Source organism: Acinetobacter sp. AR2-3, from assembly GCF_001878775.1.
Taxonomy (GTDB): Bacteria; Pseudomonadota; Gammaproteobacteria; order Pseudomonadales; family Moraxellaceae; genus Acinetobacter; species Acinetobacter lwoffii_D.
In genome coordinates this window covers 21804-41686 of the sequence record NZ_MJIQ01000047.1, presented here as the reverse complement: position 1 = coordinate 41686, position 19883 = coordinate 21804, and the positions used below count along the sequence as shown (strand labels likewise).

Below are 19883 nucleotides of genomic sequence, written 5' to 3'. Positions count from 1 at the left end.
AATAGAGTTTGAATGACCAAAACAAGAAGGAATATCTCGCCACGGACAGCCTGTTCTAATTCTATAGAGAATAGCTTCAATAAAATTGCGTAAATTTGAGTTGTGGTGAATGGATAAATTACGCAGAATAACTTTCAACTTTTGCCAGTGTTGATCTGTCAGCATGGTACGAGGCATAGCGAATAGTAAAATTGGGTTTGGCGATTTGATTTTACTACTTCGCTATTTTTTTAAGCTAAAAGTGTCAACACACCCTAATTTCCCACGCATTCTGCTTAAATTTATTCTATTTGTATATTGTGGCACGCTTAATGCATTTATTTATATACAATATAAATAGAGGAGAGCAATACACTTGATCACTCATAATCACAAACATCGGTTAACCATTCATGTATAAAAAGAATAGCAAGGACATGAGCAATCAAAATGGAATAAACCGGTGAAATACAAAACTTACTTTTGCTTTAGAACAAGCCCCATTTCAATGTTATGGGGCTTTTTTTCGCCCTTTTAAGCAAGTTTATTTACCTCATCCAAATAACTAAAAATTGGCACGCTTTCTGCATTTTCCTAAGTAATACGAAATTCTGGTTTTGTAATATCCACAGGAGATGCACATGAACAATCCGACATCAAATAAAAAAATGCATCCATGGCTTCACTTTCTGGTAGAGCTTCTCAGCGTACGTGCAGGCTTTCACATTAAACAGTCTTCCCAATATCAACCCAAGGATCAACATCGTGCCTAAACAAAAATTGGCACGGATCAGTATTACCGTGCCAGAAACAACGCTACATGCGATGGATCAAAAAATTGTCGAGCAGCACTATGAAAGCCGCTCGCAGGCCATTGTCGATATGATTAATCGTCACCTGATTGATGATCTGGTGATTCGCGATGAAGTCATGGTTGGCACACTTACTTTGCTCTATGACGTCAGCCTTAAACCGCTACGCAGTCAGCTGGTCGATCTGCAACAGCAGTATCTGGCGCAAGTGATCAACTCACTTCATATCCAGCTGGATGATGAAAAAATCCTGCAAGTCATGCTGATGCAGGGCGCGAGCAGTGATCTGAAAGAAATAAGCGAACAATTTATTGCACTGAAAGGCGTGATTAAAGGCCATCTCGAACTGATGGATGCCGTCATGCCACCTATTCCACAAAATACCGAACACACTTAAGGAGAACAGCTGTGCACAACTTATGGACTGTACAGGACTGGCAACACGCCTACCAGAATAACAATATCCAGCTTAGTGACCTGATTGAGTATGTAGCCGAGTTGAATAATGACGATCATGCCTGGATATCAATTGCGACAGCAGCACAATTACAGGCACAAATTGATGCATTGACTGGTGCAGATATTGAAAGCTTGCCACTTTATGGGGTGCCATTTGCAGTCAAGGACAATATTGATGTTGCAGGGTTCTATACCACAGCAGCATGTAAAGAGGCAGCTTATCTGGCGACTTCCGATGCAACAGCAGTAGCCAAATTAAAAGCTGCCGGCGCGATTGTCGTGGGTAAAACCAATCTGGATCAGTTTGCGACAGGTCTGGTTGGGGTGCGCTCCCCATACGGCGCCGTGAAGAACAGCTTTAATCCTGAATATATCAGTGGCGGTTCGAGTTCGGGTTCCAGCGTGGTGGTAGCCAATGGATTAGTGCCATTTTCACTGGGTACAGATACTGCAGGTTCAGGACGTGTACCGGCAGGCCACAATAACATTGTCGGACTCAAACCGACCAAAGGCTGGTTCTCGACTACAGGCCTGATTCCGGCTTGTCGCACCATCGATGTAATTTCGATTTTTGCCTTAACGGTGGATGATGCCTGGCAGGTGGCGCAAGTCATGCAGGGCTATGATGCCAGCGATGAGTATTCCAGAACGCATCCTCAAAATGTACCGAGCCAATTTTCAAAAGGGAAAATTGCCATTCCAGATACACTGGAATTTTATGGCGATGCTGAAACTGAAAAAGCGTTTAATCTAGCGATCGCACGTGTACAAAGCTTGGGTTATATGGTTGAGCCGATTGATTTTGCTCCATTTCAGCAACTGGCGACTGCACTTTACAACCGCTCTTGGGTGGCTGAACGTACTAGTGCCGTGGAAAAAATGGTGCAACGCGAGCAGACCCATCCGGTCATTGGCCAGATTATTGTGCAGGCAGACCGGTTCAATGCGGTCGATGTCATGCAGGATGAATATGAACGTGCCCACCTGAGCCGTGTTATTCAAAATACACTGGCAGATTATGATGCCTTGATGGTGCCTACTGCACCCACCATTTATCGCATTGCAGAAGTAGAAGCCGATCCTCTGGTAAAAAACAGCCACATGGGCGCTTATACCAATTTTGTCAATTTTGCCGATCTTTCGGCTTTGGCGCTACCAAATAGCATTCGTGCTGATGGTCTTCCAACGGGTGTGACCTTTATTGCGCCAGCCTGGATGGATGAAGCACTGGCCAAATTCGGGCAAAAATGGCAGCAATCGAGCCAGTTAAAGCTAGGCACCTCTGAACTTAGCTATGAAAAAACAACTGAAATCTCATCGGATCACAGCGTCAAACTGGCTGTCGTCGGTGCGCATCTAAGTAGAATGCCGCTGAACTTTCAGCTGACCACACGCAGTGGCACCCTGATCAAGCAGACCCGGACTGCTTCGCATTACAAACTCTATGCTTTAAAAAATACCACACCACCAAAACCCGGCCTCCAATACAACGCGAAAGGTTGTTCAATTGAAGTCGAAGTCTGGGACATTCCGCGTGCACTGTTCGGAGACATTGTTGCAGAAGTTCCGGCACCTTTGGGGATCGGCAATGTCCAGCTGATTGATGGTACTTGGGTCAAAGGCTTTATCTGTGAAGGCTATGCACTTGAGGATGCAACAGATATTAGTCATTTCGGTGGCTGGCGCGAATTTATGAAATCTAAACAACTTTCAAATACCAAATTTAAATGTGAATGCATAGGGGAAGTCGCAAAATGATCAAAAAAGCACTGATGTCAGTTTCCGTACTGTCTGCAATCCTTTTAAGCGGTTGTGACAATACCGCTAAAGTACCTGAACCAAATGCCAAGGCTGAAGGTACTGTAAATACTCAACCCATCCGGATTGGTTATAGCGACTGGCCGGGTTGGGTTGCGTGGCAAGTTGCGATTGAAAAAGGCTGGTTAGAGGAAGCTGGAGTCAATGCTGATTTTAAATGGTTTGACTATTCAGCCTCACTTTCAGCTTTTGCTGCCAACCAGCTGGATGCGGTCATGGTCACTAATGGTGATAATCTGGTCACTGGCTCTGGCGGGACCAAGGGCGTGATGATCATGGCGACCGATTATTCAGCTGGAAATGACGTGATTATTGCCAAGAATGGCATTAATTCGATTCAGGATCTGCGCGGTAAAACCGTAGCCACTGAAAAAGGTCTGGTCGATCACTTGTTACTGTCCACTGCACTGGATGATGCCAAAGTTGGCCTGAATGAGGTCAAACTGGTCAATACCATGACCAATGAATTGCCACAGGTTTTTGCTACTCCCGATATTGATGCAATTGCGGTATGGCAGCCAGTAGCAAATCAGGCTTTATCTGCGGTGGCCGGTTCCAAGATTATTTTTACCTCTAAAGACAAGCCGGGGTTAATCTACGATACCTTGACCGTGAATCCTGCCCATCTGGAAGCCAATAAAGAGCAATGGAAAAAGGTGATTCAGGTTTGGGATAAAACTGTCAAATATATCAATGACCCGGCGACTCGAGAAGACGCTGCACAGATCATGTCCAAACGTGTTGGTGTCGATGCGAAGACCTATATGCAGTTCATTGATGGCACACATTTACTGGATTTGGCCGCCAACAAGAAAGTCTTTACCAAAGGTGATGGTTTCGACTCGATCTATGGTTCCAGCTATCATGTGAACAAGTTCAATGTGGCCAACGGCATTTATACGACTGAAATGAACGTGGATGGCGTGATTGTTCCAACTCTGGTGCAAGAACTCAAATAGTGTGTTCCTCAGAATTTTAAAATGTAATTTAAACCAATAAAAAATCCCCAGTTGGGGATTTTTTATTATCAGATAAATATCAAAAAATTAAAGCTGCGTACTTTTGGAAAAGACATTGATAAAAATAATACCAATGATCATAAATGCCAGCCCGATCAGCGCGGGAAGATCCAGTTGCTGTTTAAACACCAAGAGGCCAACCGTTGAAATCAGGATTATGCCGGTACCAGACCAGATGGCATAGGCAATGCCCATCGGAATGGTTTTCATGGTCAGTGACAGGAAAAACAGGGCAACGGCATAACCGGCAATGGTGGCAAGTGAAGGCCAGAGTACGCTAAAACCATTGGAAGCTTTCAATGCAGAAGTTGCAATGACTTCTGCAAGAATGGCAATCGAAAGATATAAAAAAGACATATTTCTCCCTATAACACCCGTTCTGCATGCTGCATCAGGTGATCCTGTTCTGACTTCAGCCAGCTTTCAGCTTGTGTAGTCGTGGGGGTAGCATATTGAAATTGGTAATCCGGCTGGTATATATCCAGCTCAAAAATCAGGTCAATTTGACGACCATCTAAACTTATATGCTGAACCAGACGGGTTTCATTGAGAACTTCAAAATTTTCCAGGTTAAAGGCTTTGCCTGTTTCGCTTGTGCGGGTGCTGTAAGTTTTAGCTTGACCCTCAGTCCCAATAGAAACCTCAAAACTTTCCAACAAGGCAAACACGGTCGGATCGACAGCTTTCAAATCCATTTGAGCTACTACACTTTGCACTTCAGGCAAACGCGTCAGGGCATAGGCAATATGATCAGCGCAAATAATCAGGCCACCATCCATTTCCAGTGTCTGACCAGATTGAACATCAAGTGCAGACTGAAGACGCAGGCCTAAAAATAAACCGTGCTGTACCTGCTGGCGCCAGTCTTCGACATAAACATTACTTGGAGAAAATTCCAGAATGCAGTTGCCAATCGCATGTAACCTGGCTGGTTCCGGCCATTGCACATGATTCTGGTAATTGGCGTAGTCTTTCACTTCCCAGGACAAGAGTTGGCTGGCACTATCCCAAAGTGTATTGCCAATCCAGCCTTGGCGTTCCTGAACAGCAGTTCCCGTCTGGCTTTTTAGACGAAGATCAATAGTAAAACTGCGCGACTGAAACCAGTACACAATGGTATTTTCATCAGTCAGGCCATTATAAAAACTGATACTTTTACGCCGGAAAGCACCGTATAAAAAGTCCGGAATAATCTCTGGCTGAGGGGTGGTGGGCTTTAAAGTCTTAATCACTTCAAACAGATTCATGATGCTGTCTCCGCCTGTTCTTCAAGTCCAAAAGAGGAAAGTGGTACAGCATTTTTTAAGATCAGTTCACCGCTAGCAATGCGCTGTTTTAAATATTGAAAGGTCTGGGCGGTCTGATTAAACAGATGCTCACCCCCGATCAAGGCAGAATATTTGGAATTTTCAGTGTGAATAACCGGTTCAATAACGGTGTCATAATTGCAGGCGCAAAACAGCGGGAATGAATAACGTTCTTCCGAGACCTTTTTCACGCGGTGCTTGGTGGCGAGATATTTACCATTCGACAGAATTTCCATCATGTCACCGATATTCATCACCAGGGTATTTTCAATCAGAGGAATGTCGATCCATTCGCCGGTTTTATTTAAAACCTGTAAGCCGGGCGCGGTTGGTAACAGCAAGGTAAAGCATTCGTAATCGGTATGTGCGCCAATGCCTTCGGCATCTTGCACTTCCGGATTATAGGGATAATGAATCAAGCGTAGCTGACTTGGTGCATCAGTAATTTTGCTTTCAAAAAAGTCCTCACGAACGCCCAACGCCAGTGCAAAGGCAGAAAAAATCTGCCGGCTGATCTCACGCAGATGACTATAGTATTGGCTGACAATAGACTTGAAATCCGGATGGTCTGGCCATAAGGTGGGCCCAAGTAAAGGACAGTCTTTTCTTACCCCCTGATAATCATAATTGACATCATAGGCTTCTTTTAAATCATAACTGTTGCCGGCAAACTGTTCTTCGCCAATCGGCACATAGCCACTATGGTTTTTTGATTTGCCAATATAGTGCTGCATTTTGGTGTCCAGATCCTGAGAAAAATAGGACTGGGCCATTTCAATCAGGGCTTTGGCGTAATCAGAATTAAACTGGCTACCTTGCAGATAAAGAAATCCGACTTCTTTACAGGCATGATCCAGAGCATGAGCAACTTCAATACGATCGGCTAAATCCGGACTTTGTAATTTTGAAATATCAACCAGTGGGAGTACATATTGCGCTTGCATGATAATCACCTCTAATGTTGGTCGTCCAACACAGCGATTAAAACCTTCGGGTCGTCCCAAAGGCATTTTGAATAAGATTATTTATTGCTGCTGACCTTGGTCATACGCGGAATGACTGGCAGTTCTGCCAGTGCCGGATCCAGTTCATCTTCCTCAGCATGCACCAGATAATCGACACGTTGTCTTAACTGTTTAAATTCAGGACTAAGCATGACGTCTGGATGGCGTGGACGAGGTAGATCAACTTCGATAATTTCCTTGATTTCACCCGGATTGGCTTTCAGCGCCACAATACGGTCGGCCAGTAAAATGGCTTCATCCATATCGTGAGTCACAAAAATGATGGTGATGTCGATATTTTGCCAAAGATCCATCAGATGACGCTGCATTTTTTGCCGGGTATGCGGATCGAGTGCTCCAAAGGGTTCATCCATCAACAGGATCTTCGGTTCATTGACCAAAGCTCGGGCAATCGCGACACGCTGTTTCATCCCGCCAGACAACTCATGCGGATACTGGTTTTCATACTTTTCCAGACCAATGATATTGATCCATTCACGTGCCTGTGCTTCTGCCGCTGCACTACTTTGGCCTTTCATGCGCGGACCAAACATGACATTTTCCTTGACGGTTTTCCATGGAAACAGGGTATAGCCCTGAAACACCATGCCACGCTCCGGACTTGGGCCGGTAATTGGCTGGCCATCCACCAGAATCTCACCACTGCTATAAGGATCCAGACCGGCCACTACACGGCTAAAGGTTGACTTGCCGCAACCGGAAGGCCCAATCACACAGATGAACTCACGCTTATGAATTTTCAAATCTAGAGCATTTAAAACCGTACGTTCAGTTTTGCCATGACTGAATTTTTGTGTCAGTTGCTTCGCTTCCAGAATCACCGGACGACTATAAATCTTGTCAAAGTATTCGCGGGTATTAAATTCAGTGTTTTGCATCAGTTAGCTCCCGGTTTCCATTTAAATAAGCGTTGTCCCAGTTTCATTAAAATCACATCACAGAGCAGACCAATCACCCCAATGATCAGGATCGCGGCAAAGACATTATCAAAGTTCTGATAACGGGCTTGCTGGGTAATGAACCAGGTAATCCCGGAGGTACTGCCGATTAGTTCTGCTACGATCAGGTAAGTCCATGCCCAGCCGAGCAGCACACGCAGATTGCGGTAAATTTCAGGCAGGGCGGCAGGAATCACCACATGTAGCAGGCTTTTGAATTTATTGGTGCCCAAGGTAAAACCGGCTTCAATCAGGCTGCGATCGACCAGACGTGTGGTATTGGCAATAATCAGGATTTGCTGGAACAAGGTTCCAATCACAATAATGGCAATTTTTGGTGCATCATTAATTCCGAGAATTGCCACTGCCAGTGCACCAAAGGCCGGAGCAGGCAAATAACGAAAAAATTCGACAAAGGGCTCGGTCAGCTGGGAAATTTTATTGGAAAACCCGCATAAAATACCGAGTGGAATACCCACCAAGGAAGAAATAAAGAACGCAGTAAATACCAGTTTGATACTGTGCCACAGGCTTTCATGAAACCAGGGCGCATTGGCCTGAGCCGGCTCCGTGGTAAAAGCTGTGATCAGTGCAATTGCCACTTGATGTGGTGCAGGCAGATAAATCGGGTTGACCAGAATACCCTGCGGCGGAGCCAGACCTTGATCTACTGCAGATTGCGCAGCAGAAAAAAACTGGTCTTTATCAATACGACTCTCGACCTGTAAATAGGCAACACTACCGGAATCAGTAATCTGGACTTGTGGATGCCAAATAAATGGCAAGTAGCTGACTGCACACCAAATTAAAATTGGTATTAAAAAAGACCCCAAGCCAAACAGTAATTTATTTCTTTGACTGAGTTCACGTGCAACGTAACTCATAGTGTTGCCCCTCAATATTACAAATTTTATAAAACGTAATACTGAATAAGCAAAATGGATGCCATTTCATACCAAATCATGAAATGACTCTTAAAAGGATTTATTTTTTAGAAAAAATTAGCAGACAACTCTTAATCATATTTAAGAAGTTAGATCAGAATGCAGAGATTTTTAATCATTTTCTGGAAAATAGACTCAATAAAAAAGACCTGAAAAATCAGGCCTCTTTTTTCAGTAACATCATTTAGCCAATAATATCTGCATGCTGGTTTTGCAAGCTATAGATGCACTGCTGCGCAATCTGTTTTTTCTCGGCTGCGGTCATTTCAATATTTTCCCATTTCTGCATCTGCTGCAAGAGCCAGATAAAATCATCAACTTTCGGTTGGGCACTTTCCCCAACAAAATTCCGGATAATATTCTTGATCTTGTAAAAGTCATAGACATGCCGCTGCGCGGAACATTCAAACTGAATAATCTGATAATCGACTAACATATCCCAGACTTCGGAAAGATCAGGGCGCTGCTTTAAATCATCCTGCGCTTTTTGTACTGCCTTGACCACTGCCTCTACAGTAAATGGATGCTGTTCTGCCCATTCCTGGGTCATGGCCAGAACTTTATCTGCAACTTTGGGAATCACATTCTGGCTGGCGGCGACGATAAAGCTATAGCCTTCAAGTTTGGCCTGGATATTCCAGGGTTCTCCCACACAAAAGCCATCGAATACCTGTTTTGAAATTCCTTTTACCATGGAAGGCGGTGGAGACGTCATCAGCTGGATATTCTTGGCCAGTTGTGGATCAGTCAGTGCCAGCCATTCTTTTAAGCAGTAATGGTGAATCGAATATTTATACACATAGGCCAGATTGATGGGATGATTCTGTTGTAAAGCCTGTACCAGTTTCTTTGAGGTGCTTTGTTCATCATCCTCAGGCTGGATACCGAGTTCATAGCACAGATCTTGGCGCAGACTAATAAAAGCCTGATTCACACTCAGTACTAGAGGGGTTTGTAAAGCCACCTGTAACTGGTCTGTGCCCAGGGCAGCAGCGGGCAACATGGCAGACAGGGAATGTGCAGCATCCAGAAAGCCATAGGCCAGACGGTCACGCAAACTTGACCAGGAGGCTTCGCGGATTAAATTGATGGTTAATCCTTGCTCAGCAAAATACCCCTGTTTTTCGGCCCAGAGAATGGCAACACAATCAAGTAAAGGAATATAGCCAATATTGAGTTCAGTTTTTTCTAATGTGGACATATGCTTTTCCTTATTGGCCCAGTAACAGCTTTTGTGCATCCAGTAAGCGTCTGGCCATTTCACCAATGGTAATCCGGTGACTCATGGCATTTTTACGCAATAAAGCAAAAGCTTGCTCTTCCGTTAATGCATGCAGCTGGATGAGCAACGCTTTGGCTTTATCGATATCTTTACGGTCAATCAGTTTGTCCTGGGTTTCTTTTAAATCATTCAGCAGCTTTTTATGCTTGCGAAACTGTTCAATTGAAATTTCCAGAATGCTTTCTAGTTTGGTGGGATCAATACCATCGACAATATAAGCCGTGATTCCGGCATCAATCGCACTTTTGATGGTGTCTTTATTGGAGTTCTGGGTAAACAGCACGGTCGGAAGTTCATATTGGCTGACACAGCTTTCAATAATATCCCGATGCGGATGATCCATATTCAGCAAGATCACATCTGCATGAATACCCTTAACATGTACCATATTCAGGTCATTCAGGATTAAACAGGCCACCACCTGAAAATCATGTGAAAGTAAGGATTCCTGGATGAATTGGGCGCGCTCCAGATCATCATCAATAAGAGCAATTCGTAATTTGGACATGGAATATTTTCAAGTAAGGCCTAAGGAATATTCAAGCAGGAGTAAAGCAAAAAACATGCCATTAAATTGGTGCATAAAATTCTATTTTTCTGTTCAATTTAGTGCATAGCTTTAGGGATTTCAGCTGATGGCTGATCAAAATGAAGCGTTTAGGTAGATCATCTGCCTGAAATAAGGCGTTTTCTTATTGGAAAAGTTGGCACGATTTCTGCATTTATTAAATCGTCAAAGATGACTTTCAATACTAACAACGGCCAACGATGTCCGTTCTGATCGTAATTGCACTTTCAAGGAGTGTGATTGGTATTTCGTTCAGCACAGGATAAATGACATGGTCAGTTGTTCAGCAATACAAAACGCACAAGCGTTTCAACCCTTCCTCCAGCATTACAAAGCGCTGGGTTGCGGTATTTACAACATATTCAATCAGCAGACATATCAATGCCTAGACGTGATATGCGGCTTTTTATCATCTTTAAAAAAACAATAGTTGGAGTGCAGATATGAAAATTCTCATGATTGGGCATGGCATGGTGGGGCATAAATTCATCGAATCTGTACTGGAACAGGCCGGTGATGACATTGAGCTGACCATTTTGGCAGAAGAGCCACATTTAGCTTATGACCGGGTACATTTGACCGAATATTTCAGCGGCAAGTCGGTCAAGGATCTGAGTCTGTGTCGTAGTGATTTTGCCGATGCTTATGGCATTGATTTGCGACTTAATACTAAAGCGGTTGAAATTGATCAGCTCCATAAAACCGTCACCACCAGCCAGGGTGATGTGCTGAGTTTTGACAAGTTGATTCTCGCTACCGGTTCTTATGCCTTTGTGCCACCAATCCCGGGCAATGACCGTCAGAATTGCTTTGTTTATCGTACCATTGAAGATCTGGATGCCATTCGTGCAGCCAGTCTGAATGCCAAAACTGGCGTAGTGATTGGCGGCGGCTTGCTAGGGCTGGAAGCAGCGAAAGCCCTGCGAGATCTGAATCTGGAAACTCATGTCGTAGAATTTGCTCCGCGTCTGATGGCGGTGCAGATTGATGATCTGGGCGGCCGGGTACTGCGCTCTAAAATTGAAGACCTTGGTGTCAAGGTACATACTCAAAAGGCCACGTCAAGTATTGAAGATGGTGACAGCACTCAGCATGTAATGAAGTTCGGAGATGGTTCGGTGCTTGAAACCGATATCATCCTGTTCTCGGCCGGCATTCGTCCGCGTGATGAACTGGCGCGCCAAAGTGGTTTACTGATTGGTGAGCGTGGCGGCATCATCATTAATGATTATTGCCAGACCTCACATCCGGACATTTATGCCATTGGTGAATGTGCACTTTGGGACAATAAAATTTATGGTCTGGTTGCACCAGGCTATGACATGGCGCGGATCGCGGCAAAACATGTCCTAGGCCAAGAAAGTCATGCATTCGCTGGTGCAGACATGAGCACCAAACTCAAACTGATGGGGGTGGATGTTGCCTCTATTGGTGATGCACATGCTATGTCCCCAGGGGCCTTGAGCTATTTCTATGCTGATGAAGCGGCGCAGGTTTATAAAAAAATCGTGGTGTCAGCAGACAAGACCAAGCTGCTGGGCGCGGTGCTGGTGGGCTGTGCCAAAGAATATAGTGATCTCCTGCAAATGATGCTAAATGGTCTGGCTGTACCGGAGCAACCGGAAAGCCTGATCATGCCGGGCTTTGATCAGTCAACCTCCAAATCAGGTGGCAGTGGCATCGATTTATTGCCTGACAGTGCGACCATCTGTTCCTGTAATAACGTTTCCAAAGCTGATATCTGTTCAGCCATTGATGGCGGTGCGACTTCATTGGGTGCATTGAAAAAATGCACGCAGGCTGCAACAGCGTGCGGTGGCTGTGCGCCACTGGTAACGCAGGTTCTCAAATCTGAATTACAGCGTCAGGGTGTCACGGTGAACAATCACCTGTGTGAACACTTTGCCTATTCACGTCAGGAACTGTATCACCTGGTTCGTGTGCATGAGATCAAGACATTCTCTGACCTGATTCAGCAACATGGGCACGGCATGGGCTGTGATATCTGTAAACCGACTGTAGCCAATATTCTGGCATCCTGCTGGAATGATTTTGTTCTGAAACCAAGTCATGCCGGTTTGCAGGATAGCAACGACTACTACCTCGGCAATATCCAGAAAGATGGTTCCTATTCGATTGTGCCACGTGTGGCAGGCGGCGAGATTACCCCGGATGGTCTGATTACCATCGGTCAGATCGCCAAAGATTATGGTCTATATACCAAAATCACGGGCGGACAACGAATTGACATGTTTGGTGCGCAGGTACATCAACTGCCTGAAATCTGGGAAAAACTGATCAATGCCGGTTTCGAGTCCGGACATGCTTACGGCAAATCCTTACGTACGGTGAAATCTTGTGTGGGTAGTACCTGGTGCCGTTTTGGAGTCGATGATTCTGTCGGCTTGGCGATTTTCCTGGAAAATCGTTATAAAGGCCTGCGTTCACCCCATAAAACCAAAATGGCAGTATCCGGCTGTACCCGTGAATGTGCAGAAGCACAGAGCAAGGATGTCGGTGTCATTGCCACGGAAAAAGGCTGGAATCTATATGTATGCGGAAATGGCGGCATGAAACCGCGCCATGCTGAACTGCTCGCCTCGGATCTGGATACTCCCACACTCATCAAATATATCGACCGCTTCTTTATGTTCTATATCCAGACAGCAGACCGTCTGCAGCGCACCAGTGTGTGGCGTGACAATATGGAAGGTGGGCTGGACTATCTGAAAGATGTCATTGTGCATGATTCGCTCGGCATTGCCGCTGAACTGGAAAGCCGTATGCAGCATGTGATTGGCACTTATCAGGATGAATGGCGCACTGCGATTGAAGATCCTGAAGTGCGCAAACGCTTTAAGACTTTTATTAATGCCAAAGTAGCCGAGCAGAATGACCCGCATATTCAGTTTGCGCCTGTACGTGGCCAGATTCGTCCAAAGACAGAAGCTGAACGTGATTTAAACCGTATTCCAGTGGTTGAAGCCTAAATACCACAGTCAGGGAGAATGAAAATGACAATTTTAAAAGACATGAACGAACTGAACTGGTACGAAGTCTGCAATCTGGATGAGATCACTCCGAATACCGGTGTGGCAGCCCTGATTGAAGATCAGCAGATTGCAATTTTTCGCGTGGGTCAGGAACAGCGGGTTTATGCACTCAGCAATCAGGATCCGTTTAGTCTGGCCAATGTCATGGCACGTGGCATTCTGGGTGATCTGCAAGGTGAGCGTGTAGTCGCATCCCCAATTTACAAGCAGCATTTCAGTCTGGTGACCGGTCGTTGTCTGGAAGAACAAGAGCAGAAATTACTGGTATTTCCAACCCGAATTGAAAATGGCAAAGTTCTGGTGAGTCCGACTCCACAAAAAACTTATATTTCCAGTAATGGTCAAAACACAGAGCGCTTAAAACTGGTACTGATCGGGAATGGACTGGCGGGTATGCGTTGTCTGGAAGACTTGCTGGATATGGCGCCAGATCGTTATGACATTACCGTGATTGGGGAAGAGCCATGGGGCAATTACAACCGGATCATGTTGTCACCGGTATTGTCTGGTGAGAAAAGCTTTGCCGAAATTATGCTGCATTCAGCCGACTGGTATGCTGAAAAAGGCATTCGATTCATTGCTGGGGATGCAGCCATCGCTATCGACCGTTCGCGTAAACAGGTCCACACCCAAAAAGGCGAAGTCGTTGCTTATGATCGTCTGATTCTCGCCACTGGTTCCAAACCCTTCATGCCACCTATTCCGGGTGCTGAACTTGAAGGCGTGATTAGCTTCCGGGATATTCAGGATGTTAACCGCATGCTGGATTACTGCAAAACCAAGCAAAATGCCGTCGTGATTGGAGGTGGGTTGCTGGGTCTAGAAGCAGCTTATGGACTGAAGCAGCAGGGGATGAATGTAACTGTGCTGCATCTGATGGACCGTATTATGGATCGTCAACTGGATATGAAAGCCAGTCAAATGCTGAAAAAATCAATTGAAGATAAAGGCATCCGAATCATCACTGAAGCCAACACCGAAGAGCTGCTCGGTATTGATGGTCACGTGACTCAACTGCGACTAAAAGACGGGACAGTGCTGGATGCCGATTTGGTGGTCTTCGCCGTCGGGATTCGACCAAATAAAACCCTGGCTGAACAGGCTGGTCTGCGCTGCAATCGTGGGGTGCTGGTGAATGACACCATGCAAACCTATGACCCGAGTATTTATGCAGTGGGTGAATGCATTGAGCATCGTGGCCAGACCTTTGGACTGGTTGAGCCATTATGGGGACAGGCCTTTATCTGCGCGACGCATCTGGCTGAACATGGCCGACTGACCTTTAAGGCACCGACTGTTCCGACCCAACTCAAGGTTAGCGGATGTGATGTCTTCTCAGCCGGAAATTTTGAACCTCAGGATGATTTTGAAGATATCGTGCTGAATGATGAAAAACGTCAAATCTATAAACGGATCATTATCCAGCAGGACAAGGTCATTGGTGCGGTGCTATTTGGCGATACCGAAGATGGAGCTTGGTATGCAGAACTGATTGCAGATCAGACACCGATTAGTAATATCCGCAGCAAACTGCTTTTTGGTCGGGATTTTGCATTAAAAAAGGCAGGGTAATCGGATCAATCTCCCAACCCCTCTTTAAACAAGAGGGGAACCTCTCTCCTTTATTAAAGGAGGGTTGGTGAGGATTAAAGCTTTTGAGATATAGAAAATATTTAAATCAAACCTGTAAAAGCTAGATATCAGCGTTTTGGTGAAACACGTTAATTTGGATGATTAAGGAGCACAGCAGCAATGAATAGTATTCCGATTATGGAACTACATAGCTCTACTGAATCCCAAATAAAAACCACTCAGACGACCTGTCCTTATTGTGGAGTAGGCTGTGGCGTCATCGCGCACATAAGCCAAACTCCTATGGGTGAAAAGGTTCAGGTTGAAGGCGATGTTCAGCATCCTGCGAACTTGGGCAAGTTGTGTATTAAAGGCAGTCATCTCGCCGATACACTTGGCTTAAAAACCCGGCTTCTGCATCCGATGACAGGTCGAAAAGAGCAGCGGCAAATAAGCACTTGGGATCATGCCATTTCTAGTATTGCCAATAAATTTCAGCAATGTATTGATCAATATGGACGCGACAGCATCGCCTTTTATGTCTCCGGCCAGCTTTTGACTGAAGACTATTATGTGGTGAACAAGTTTGTAAAAGGCTATCTGGGTACTGCCAATATTGATACCAATTCAAGACTGTGCATGTCATCTGCTGTGGCGGCACATAAACGGGCTTTTGGCGAAGACCTGGTACCAGCCAGCTATACAGATTTTGAGCAGACAGAAATGGTGGTTCTGGTAGGTTCCAATACTGCCTGGTGCCATCCGGTGCTTTATCAGCGCATCATGAAAGCCAAGGAAGAGCGGGATTTATTCGTGGTGGTGATTGATCCGCGCTTTACTGCAACCTGTGAAGCGGCAGATTTACACTTGCCGATTTTACCAGGTCAGGATGTCGCGCTGTTTAATGGCTTGTTGCAGTATCTTCAGCAAAATGGTCATGCCGATCTGGATTTTGTTACCCAACATACTCAAGGTCTGGAGCAGGCGCTTGCCAGCAGCTCGACAGAGTCATCACTTGAAAGCGTGGCAAAATGTACCGGTATTGCTATTGAAAAATTAACCTTATTTTTTCAGAAATTTGCCCAGACCGAAAAAATCATGAGCCTGTTTTCCATGGGCGTAAACCAATCTTCTCAAGGGGTAGACAAGGCCAATAGCATTATCAACTGTCATTTATTGACAGGAAAAATAGGCAAACCCGGTTCGGCACCTTTTTCCATGACCGGACAGCCGAATGCGATGGGCGGACGGGAGGTCAGTGGGCTGGCCAATATGCTGGCCAGTCATCTGGATTTGGATAACCCACAGCATCAGCAACTGGTGCAGGATTTCTGGCAAAGCCCGGTCATCGCGCGTCAGCCCGGATTAAAAGCAGTAGATTTATTTCAAGCGGTGGAAAGCGGGAAAATCAAGGCGATCTGGATTATGGCCACCAATCCGATCGTGAGTTTGCCTGATGCAGATCAGGTTAAACGCGCTCTGGAAAAGTGTGAATTTGTGGTGGTTTCCGATATTTGTCTCGACACCGATACCACGCAATATGCCGATGTACTGTTACCGGCACTGGGTTGGGGCGAAAAAGATGGCACAGTCACCAATTCGGAGCGACGTATTTCCCGGCAAAAGGCTTTTTTGCCGGCTCCGGGTGAAGCCAAAGCAGACTGGTGGACTATTTCCCGGGTGGCTAAAGCTTTAGGTTTTCGCGGTTTTGACTTTAAAAATAGCCATGACATTTTTCTGGAACATGCCCGTTTATCTGCCTATCAGAATGGTTCACTTTCGCAACGCGCAGATACGCCAAATTTCCGCTATTTCAACCTGCAAGGTTTAACTCAACTCGGTTTTGTGGAATATCAGCATCTGACACCGATTCAGTGGCCGGTCTGGGATAAGCAAGAAGTTCATCAGATTGGTCAACTATTTAGTCAAGGCCAGTTTAGTCATGTAGATGGCAAAGCCAGATTGGTGCCGACGATTGCAGCCGATCCGGTACATGCTATTTCTGCTGAATATCCTCTGATTCTAAATACCGGACGCATTCGTGATCAATGGCACACCATGAGCCGTACCGGATTATCTGCCAGTTTATCCCAGCATCGTGCCGAGCCTTATTGTGAGCTGCATCCGCACGATGCGCTAAAATATGGCCTGAAAGATGCCGAGCTGGTCGAGGTGAAATCGGCTTGGGGAAGTTGTGTACTCCGTGTGCAATTTTCACAAAATATGCGACGTGGCCAGATTTTTGCACCGATTCACTGGAACGACCAGTTTGCGTCCGATGCGCGGATTGGCAAAGTGGTGAATCCGGTGGTTGACCCGATTTCCGGCGAGCCAGAGTTTAAGCATACTCCGGTGATGATCCAGCCATTTTATACTCAGTGGCAGGGCGTGCTGTATGTACGGGAAGGCTTTGAACAACAGATCCAGACCATGATTGAAAATATGGTGTGGTGGAACAAAATTCAAACCACTCAGGCCATCCGTTATGAACTGGCAGACCGGCGCCGTTTTTCTGAGATCACCGGGCAGATCAAGAGCTTGTTAGCCTTTGATGATGAAAGCTTTGAATGGCTGAGTCTCGAAGATCAAACGGCGCATATCAGTCATAGTGTAGTGCTTCAGGATGGCCAGTTAATTGCCAGTTTTTATATCGCACCGGCGGCACTATTGCCAGATCGTGACTGGGTGGCAGGCCTGTTTAGACGTGAACGTCTGAGTGCATTGCATCGTAAAGCATTGCTGGCAGGTCAGGCCATGTCGATGGGAAATAGTGAAGGGGCATTGGTCTGTAGCTGTTTTAAGGTCGGTAAGAACCGAATTATTCAAACCATTAAAGATAAAAATATCACGCATGAAAAACAGGTGACTGCATGTCTAAAAGCCGGAGGAAATTGCGGTTCGTGTTTGCCAGAAATTAGAGGCCTGATTAAGGCCTGCCAGACGGAGTGCATAGAATGAAAAGAAGAGTGATGAAGACGGTGTCTTATCCGGAAACCGACGTGGTGATTCTGGCCGGAGGTTTAGCGCGGCGCATGAATGGCATCAATAAATTGCTGCACAAATTTGATGATGAAATCCAGCTGATTAAAATCCATCAGCAACTGAAGTCCCGGGCAAGCAAAGTCTGGGTCAATAGCCATCGGGATCACTCTATTTATAAACGGATGATTCCTTCGATTGATTTTTATCAGGACGATGAACCCGGCTTTCAGGGACCATTGATGGGCATGAAGAGTGCCTGGTCACATGTGGAATCTGATTATGTGCTGTTCGTGCCTTGTGATGTGACCTATATCCCCAAAAAGGTCATTTCACGTTTACATCAGGCCTTGCAACGACATCCCTTATGTGAAGTGGCGGTAGTTGAAATCAATGAAAAGGCATTGTTTCCATTCTGTCTGATGAAACACAGCAGCTTACCCACTCTTATACAACATCTTGAAAATGATCAGCACAGTTTAAAACTCTGTTTTGTTGACATGCACATGCAGCGGGCAAGCTTTAAAAATCGTGCCCTGTTTTTTCACAGTATTAATTCATTTGACGAGCTACAGCAGCATCAACAGCTTAACTTTCTCTAGCGTTTAAAATGCTAAAAGTCGAATTATCATATCCTGGTTCACCAAAATATTGCTTTTTTTATTTTTCGAGCGAACTTTTGGATTAAAAAAGAACAAATATTACCCATTAATATTCATTAAACATAAATTTGTGCAAAGTTGGAACACTTTTTGCTCATTCATTGTGAAGAAATAGGGCAGTAACTCAAGACTGTTAAATAACCGTGCAGATCTCATCATGGACCGCAGCAATGAACAGCATGACAGCTTTAGCACCTCGCAGTATCTTTCAGGATCAGTTTGGACGCCAGAAACGTAAGTTGCGGATCTCGGTGACTGACCGCTGTAATTTTAAATGCAGCTATTGCATGCCTGAACATCCGCAATGGATAAATAAAAAAGATTTGCTCAGTTTTGAAGCCCTGTATGCTTTTTGCGAGTTTATGGTGCGACACGGGATTGAGCAGATCCGCGTGACGGGGGGCGAACCGTTGATGCGTCAGGGTATTGTTCATTTTATTGCCTGCTTACAGACATTGAAAGCAATTGGCCTGAAACGTATTTCCATGACCAGTAATGGCCATTATTTAAAAGATTATGCTCAAGCGCTTAAACAGGCAGGACTGGACGATCTGAATATCAGTCTAGACAGTCTTGATCCAAAGCAGTTTCAGCAACTGACCCAAAAACAGTTACAGCCTGTACTTCAAGGTATTTCTGCCGCACAGCAGGCAGGTTTGACCGTCAAGATCAATAGTGTGCTCATCAAAGGCATCAATGACAATCAGATTATTCCTTTGGTGAAATGGGCACAGCATCAGGCTGTAGAACTGCGTTTTATTGAGTTTATGCCCCTCGATGGCGATCAGAAATGGAATCCGTCTGATGTCATCAGTGAGCAAGATATCTTGGATCAACTGAAAACCGAATTTGATGTCCGGGTATCTCAAGGTCAAGGTGCTAATCCGGCACGCTGTTATCTGGTCAATGGGCAGCCTTTGGGGATTATTTCCACCATTACCCATTCATTTTGCAGTGATTGTGACCGTCTGCGCCTCAATGCCCAAGGTGAATTTTATAACTGTTTATTTGCCAGACAAGGCCTGAACCTTAAGGCAGATATCGAACAACTGGCGCTGGATCATTTCGCCACACAGACATTTCAGCACAAGCTCCACGCTTATATCTGGCATAAAGAGGCCGGCTTCCATGCGATCCAGCAATCACCAATACAAAAGCCGATCCGAAAAATCAGCATGCACAGCATTGGAGGGTAAATATGTCACTCACTCAGCAAAAATTAATTCATATCAAAATAGAAGCCTTCGGTGCGATTGAACGACAAATTCCCGCAGATTTGAGTTTGCAATGCGAGTCTGAAATTCATGTTTCTGAAGTCCTGAACCAGTTGCTATCCCTCTATCCCGATATACAGCCCATGCTGGAACGTTGTGCCTGTGCAATCGGTGAAGACATTATTTCCAGACAGAATGTTTTAAATCGTGACAGTACGCTGGTGCTGTTATCGCCGGTAGCAGGAGGCTGAG

Annotated in this window: 18 protein-coding genes; 10 read left to right on the top strand and 8 right to left on the bottom strand. The window is 45.3% G+C overall.

Annotation, left to right across the window (positions count from 1 at the left end; genetic code table 11):
• On the bottom strand, window positions 1-177 hold a 177-nt coding region (locus BFN00_RS09065), incomplete at its 3' end, for an IS5 family transposase (RefSeq protein WP_004731937.1).
• Window positions 178-620: 443 nt separating this feature from the next.
• Between BFN00_RS09065 and BFN00_RS16255 the strand changes: the two genes are divergently transcribed.
• The 4 genes from BFN00_RS16255 to BFN00_RS09050 are packed head-to-tail and all read left to right on the top strand — an operon-like array spanning window position 621 to window position 4027.
• On the top strand, window positions 621-752 hold the full coding sequence (locus BFN00_RS16255; protein WP_004647016.1) for a hypothetical protein: 132 nt from the start codon (window positions 621-623) through the stop codon (window positions 750-752).
• Complete coding sequence (locus BFN00_RS09060; RefSeq protein ID WP_004280384.1) at window positions 745-1188, top strand: CopG family ribbon-helix-helix protein; 444 nt, start codon at window positions 745-747, stop codon at window positions 1186-1188. Before BFN00_RS16255 ends, BFN00_RS09060 begins: the two co-directional genes overlap by 8 nt.
• Before the next feature lie 11 nt (window positions 1189-1199).
• On the top strand, window positions 1200-3008 hold the full coding sequence (atzF, locus tag BFN00_RS09055; protein WP_071851194.1) for an allophanate hydrolase: 1809 nt from the start codon (window positions 1200-1202) through the stop codon (window positions 3006-3008).
• Window positions 3005-4027: an ABC transporter substrate-binding protein gene (locus BFN00_RS09050; protein WP_044110883.1), complete on the top strand. Its 1023-nt coding sequence runs from the start codon at window positions 3005-3007 to the stop codon at window positions 4025-4027. Before atzF ends, BFN00_RS09050 begins: the two co-directional genes overlap by 4 nt.
• A gap of 87 nt (window positions 4028-4114) precedes the next feature.
• On the opposite strand, the gene BFN00_RS09045 is transcribed toward BFN00_RS09050, so the two are convergent.
• The 7 genes from BFN00_RS09045 to BFN00_RS09015 all read right to left on the bottom strand — a co-directional run bounded on the left by BFN00_RS09045 (window position 4115) and on the right by BFN00_RS09015 (window position 10091).
• Window positions 4115-4444: a DMT family transporter gene (locus BFN00_RS09045; protein WP_044110885.1), complete on the bottom strand. Its 330-nt coding sequence runs from the start codon at window positions 4442-4444 to the stop codon at window positions 4115-4117.
• Between the two features lie 8 nt (window positions 4445-4452).
• Window positions 4453-5334 carry a hypothetical protein gene (locus BFN00_RS09040; RefSeq protein WP_071851192.1) on the bottom strand — a complete coding sequence of 294 codons (882 nt, stop codon included), beginning with the start codon at window positions 5332-5334 and terminating at the stop codon, window positions 4453-4455.
• Window positions 5331-6338 carry an isopenicillin N synthase family dioxygenase gene (locus BFN00_RS09035; protein WP_071851190.1) on the bottom strand — a complete coding sequence of 336 codons (1008 nt, stop codon included), beginning with the start codon at window positions 6336-6338 and terminating at the stop codon, window positions 5331-5333. Before BFN00_RS09035 ends, BFN00_RS09040 begins: the two co-directional genes overlap by 4 nt.
• A 77-nt stretch (window positions 6339-6415) precedes the next feature.
• Window positions 6416-7297 (bottom strand): ABC transporter ATP-binding protein, encoded by an 882-nt coding sequence (locus tag BFN00_RS09030; RefSeq protein ID WP_004809406.1) that lies wholly within the window; start codon window positions 7295-7297, stop codon window positions 6416-6418.
• Window positions 7297-8241, bottom strand: a complete 945-nt coding sequence (locus tag BFN00_RS09025) for an ABC transporter permease (protein ID WP_071851188.1) — start codon at window positions 8239-8241, stop codon at window positions 7297-7299. Before BFN00_RS09025 ends, BFN00_RS09030 begins: the two co-directional genes overlap by 1 nt.
• 244 nt (window positions 8242-8485) lie before the next feature.
• The gene (locus BFN00_RS09020) at window positions 8486-9502 is read right to left on the bottom strand and encodes a CmpA/NrtA family ABC transporter substrate-binding protein (RefSeq protein WP_004731037.1); all 1017 of its coding nucleotides are present in this window, start codon (window positions 9500-9502) and stop codon (window positions 8486-8488) included.
• A gap of 10 nt (window positions 9503-9512) precedes the next feature.
• The gene (locus tag BFN00_RS09015; RefSeq protein WP_004280362.1) at window positions 9513-10091 is read right to left on the bottom strand and encodes an ANTAR domain-containing response regulator; all 579 of its coding nucleotides are present in this window, start codon (window positions 10089-10091) and stop codon (window positions 9513-9515) included.
• Between the two features lie 503 nt (window positions 10092-10594).
• Between BFN00_RS09015 and nirB the strand changes: the two genes are divergently transcribed.
• The 6 genes from nirB (at window position 10595) to BFN00_RS08985 (ending at window position 19882) form a co-directional block, all read left to right on the top strand.
• On the top strand, window positions 10595-13141 hold the full coding sequence (gene nirB, locus BFN00_RS09010; RefSeq protein WP_016806747.1) for a nitrite reductase large subunit NirB: 2547 nt from the start codon (window positions 10595-10597) through the stop codon (window positions 13139-13141).
• A gap of 24 nt (window positions 13142-13165) precedes the next feature.
• Complete coding sequence (nirD, locus tag BFN00_RS09005; protein WP_004280358.1) at window positions 13166-14776, top strand: nitrite reductase small subunit NirD; 1611 nt, start codon at window positions 13166-13168, stop codon at window positions 14774-14776.
• 180 nt (window positions 14777-14956) lie between these two features.
• Window positions 14957-17734, top strand: a complete 2778-nt coding sequence (locus BFN00_RS09000; RefSeq protein WP_071851186.1) for a nitrate reductase — start codon at window positions 14957-14959, stop codon at window positions 17732-17734.
• Complete coding sequence (locus tag BFN00_RS08995) at window positions 17731-18357, top strand: NTP transferase domain-containing protein (RefSeq protein ID WP_005096934.1); 627 nt, start codon at window positions 17731-17733, stop codon at window positions 18355-18357. The genes BFN00_RS09000 and BFN00_RS08995 overlap by 4 nt, the downstream gene beginning before the upstream one ends.
• Window positions 18358-18587: 230 nt before the next feature.
• Window positions 18588-19613 (top strand): GTP 3',8-cyclase MoaA, encoded by a 1026-nt coding sequence (gene moaA / locus BFN00_RS08990; protein WP_071851184.1) that lies wholly within the window; start codon window positions 18588-18590, stop codon window positions 19611-19613.
• 2 nt (window positions 19614-19615) lie between these two features.
• Entirely contained in the window at window positions 19616-19882 is a 267-nt protein-coding gene (locus BFN00_RS08985) for a MoaD/ThiS family protein (RefSeq protein ID WP_005100268.1), read from the top strand.
• The last annotated feature ends 1 nt before the right edge of the window (window position 19883 follow it).

What these genes read in the sequence shown, in the direction of transcription:
- BFN00_RS09040 (WP_071851192.1), bottom strand. Translation starts at nt 5,334, where the DNA reads ATGAATCTGTTTGAAGTGATTAAGACTTTAAAGCCCACCACCCCTCAG.
- BFN00_RS09000 (WP_071851186.1), top strand. Translation starts at nt 14,957, where the DNA reads ATGAATAGTATTCCGATTATGGAACTACATAGCTCTACTGAATCCCAA.
- BFN00_RS09045 (WP_044110885.1), bottom strand. Translation starts at nt 4,444, where the DNA reads ATGTCTTTTTTATATCTTTCGATTGCCATTCTTGCAGAAGTCATTGCA.
- BFN00_RS09030 (WP_004809406.1), bottom strand. Translation starts at nt 7,297, where the DNA reads ATGCAAAACACTGAATTTAATACCCGCGAATACTTTGACAAGATTTAT.
- BFN00_RS09020 (WP_004731037.1), bottom strand. Translation starts at nt 9,502, where the DNA reads ATGTCCACATTAGAAAAAACTGAACTCAATATTGGCTATATTCCTTTA.
- BFN00_RS09025 (WP_071851188.1), bottom strand. Translation starts at nt 8,241, where the DNA reads ATGAGTTACGTTGCACGTGAACTCAGTCAAAGAAATAAATTACTGTTT.
- moaA (WP_071851184.1), top strand. Translation starts at nt 18,588, where the DNA reads ATGAACAGCATGACAGCTTTAGCACCTCGCAGTATCTTTCAGGATCAG.
- BFN00_RS09015 (WP_004280362.1), bottom strand. Translation starts at nt 10,091, where the DNA reads ATGTCCAAATTACGAATTGCTCTTATTGATGATGATCTGGAGCGCGCC.
- BFN00_RS09050 (WP_044110883.1), top strand. Translation starts at nt 3,005, where the DNA reads ATGATCAAAAAAGCACTGATGTCAGTTTCCGTACTGTCTGCAATCCTT.
- BFN00_RS08985 (WP_005100268.1), top strand. Translation starts at nt 19,616, where the DNA reads ATGTCACTCACTCAGCAAAAATTAATTCATATCAAAATAGAAGCCTTC.
- BFN00_RS08995 (WP_005096934.1), top strand. Translation starts at nt 17,731, where the DNA reads ATGAAAAGAAGAGTGATGAAGACGGTGTCTTATCCGGAAACCGACGTG.
- BFN00_RS16255 (WP_004647016.1), top strand. Translation starts at nt 621, where the DNA reads ATGAACAATCCGACATCAAATAAAAAAATGCATCCATGGCTTCACTTT.
- BFN00_RS09035 (WP_071851190.1), bottom strand. Translation starts at nt 6,338, where the DNA reads ATGCAAGCGCAATATGTACTCCCACTGGTTGATATTTCAAAATTACAA.
- nirD (WP_004280358.1), top strand. Translation starts at nt 13,166, where the DNA reads ATGACAATTTTAAAAGACATGAACGAACTGAACTGGTACGAAGTCTGC.
- nirB (WP_016806747.1), top strand. Translation starts at nt 10,595, where the DNA reads ATGAAAATTCTCATGATTGGGCATGGCATGGTGGGGCATAAATTCATC.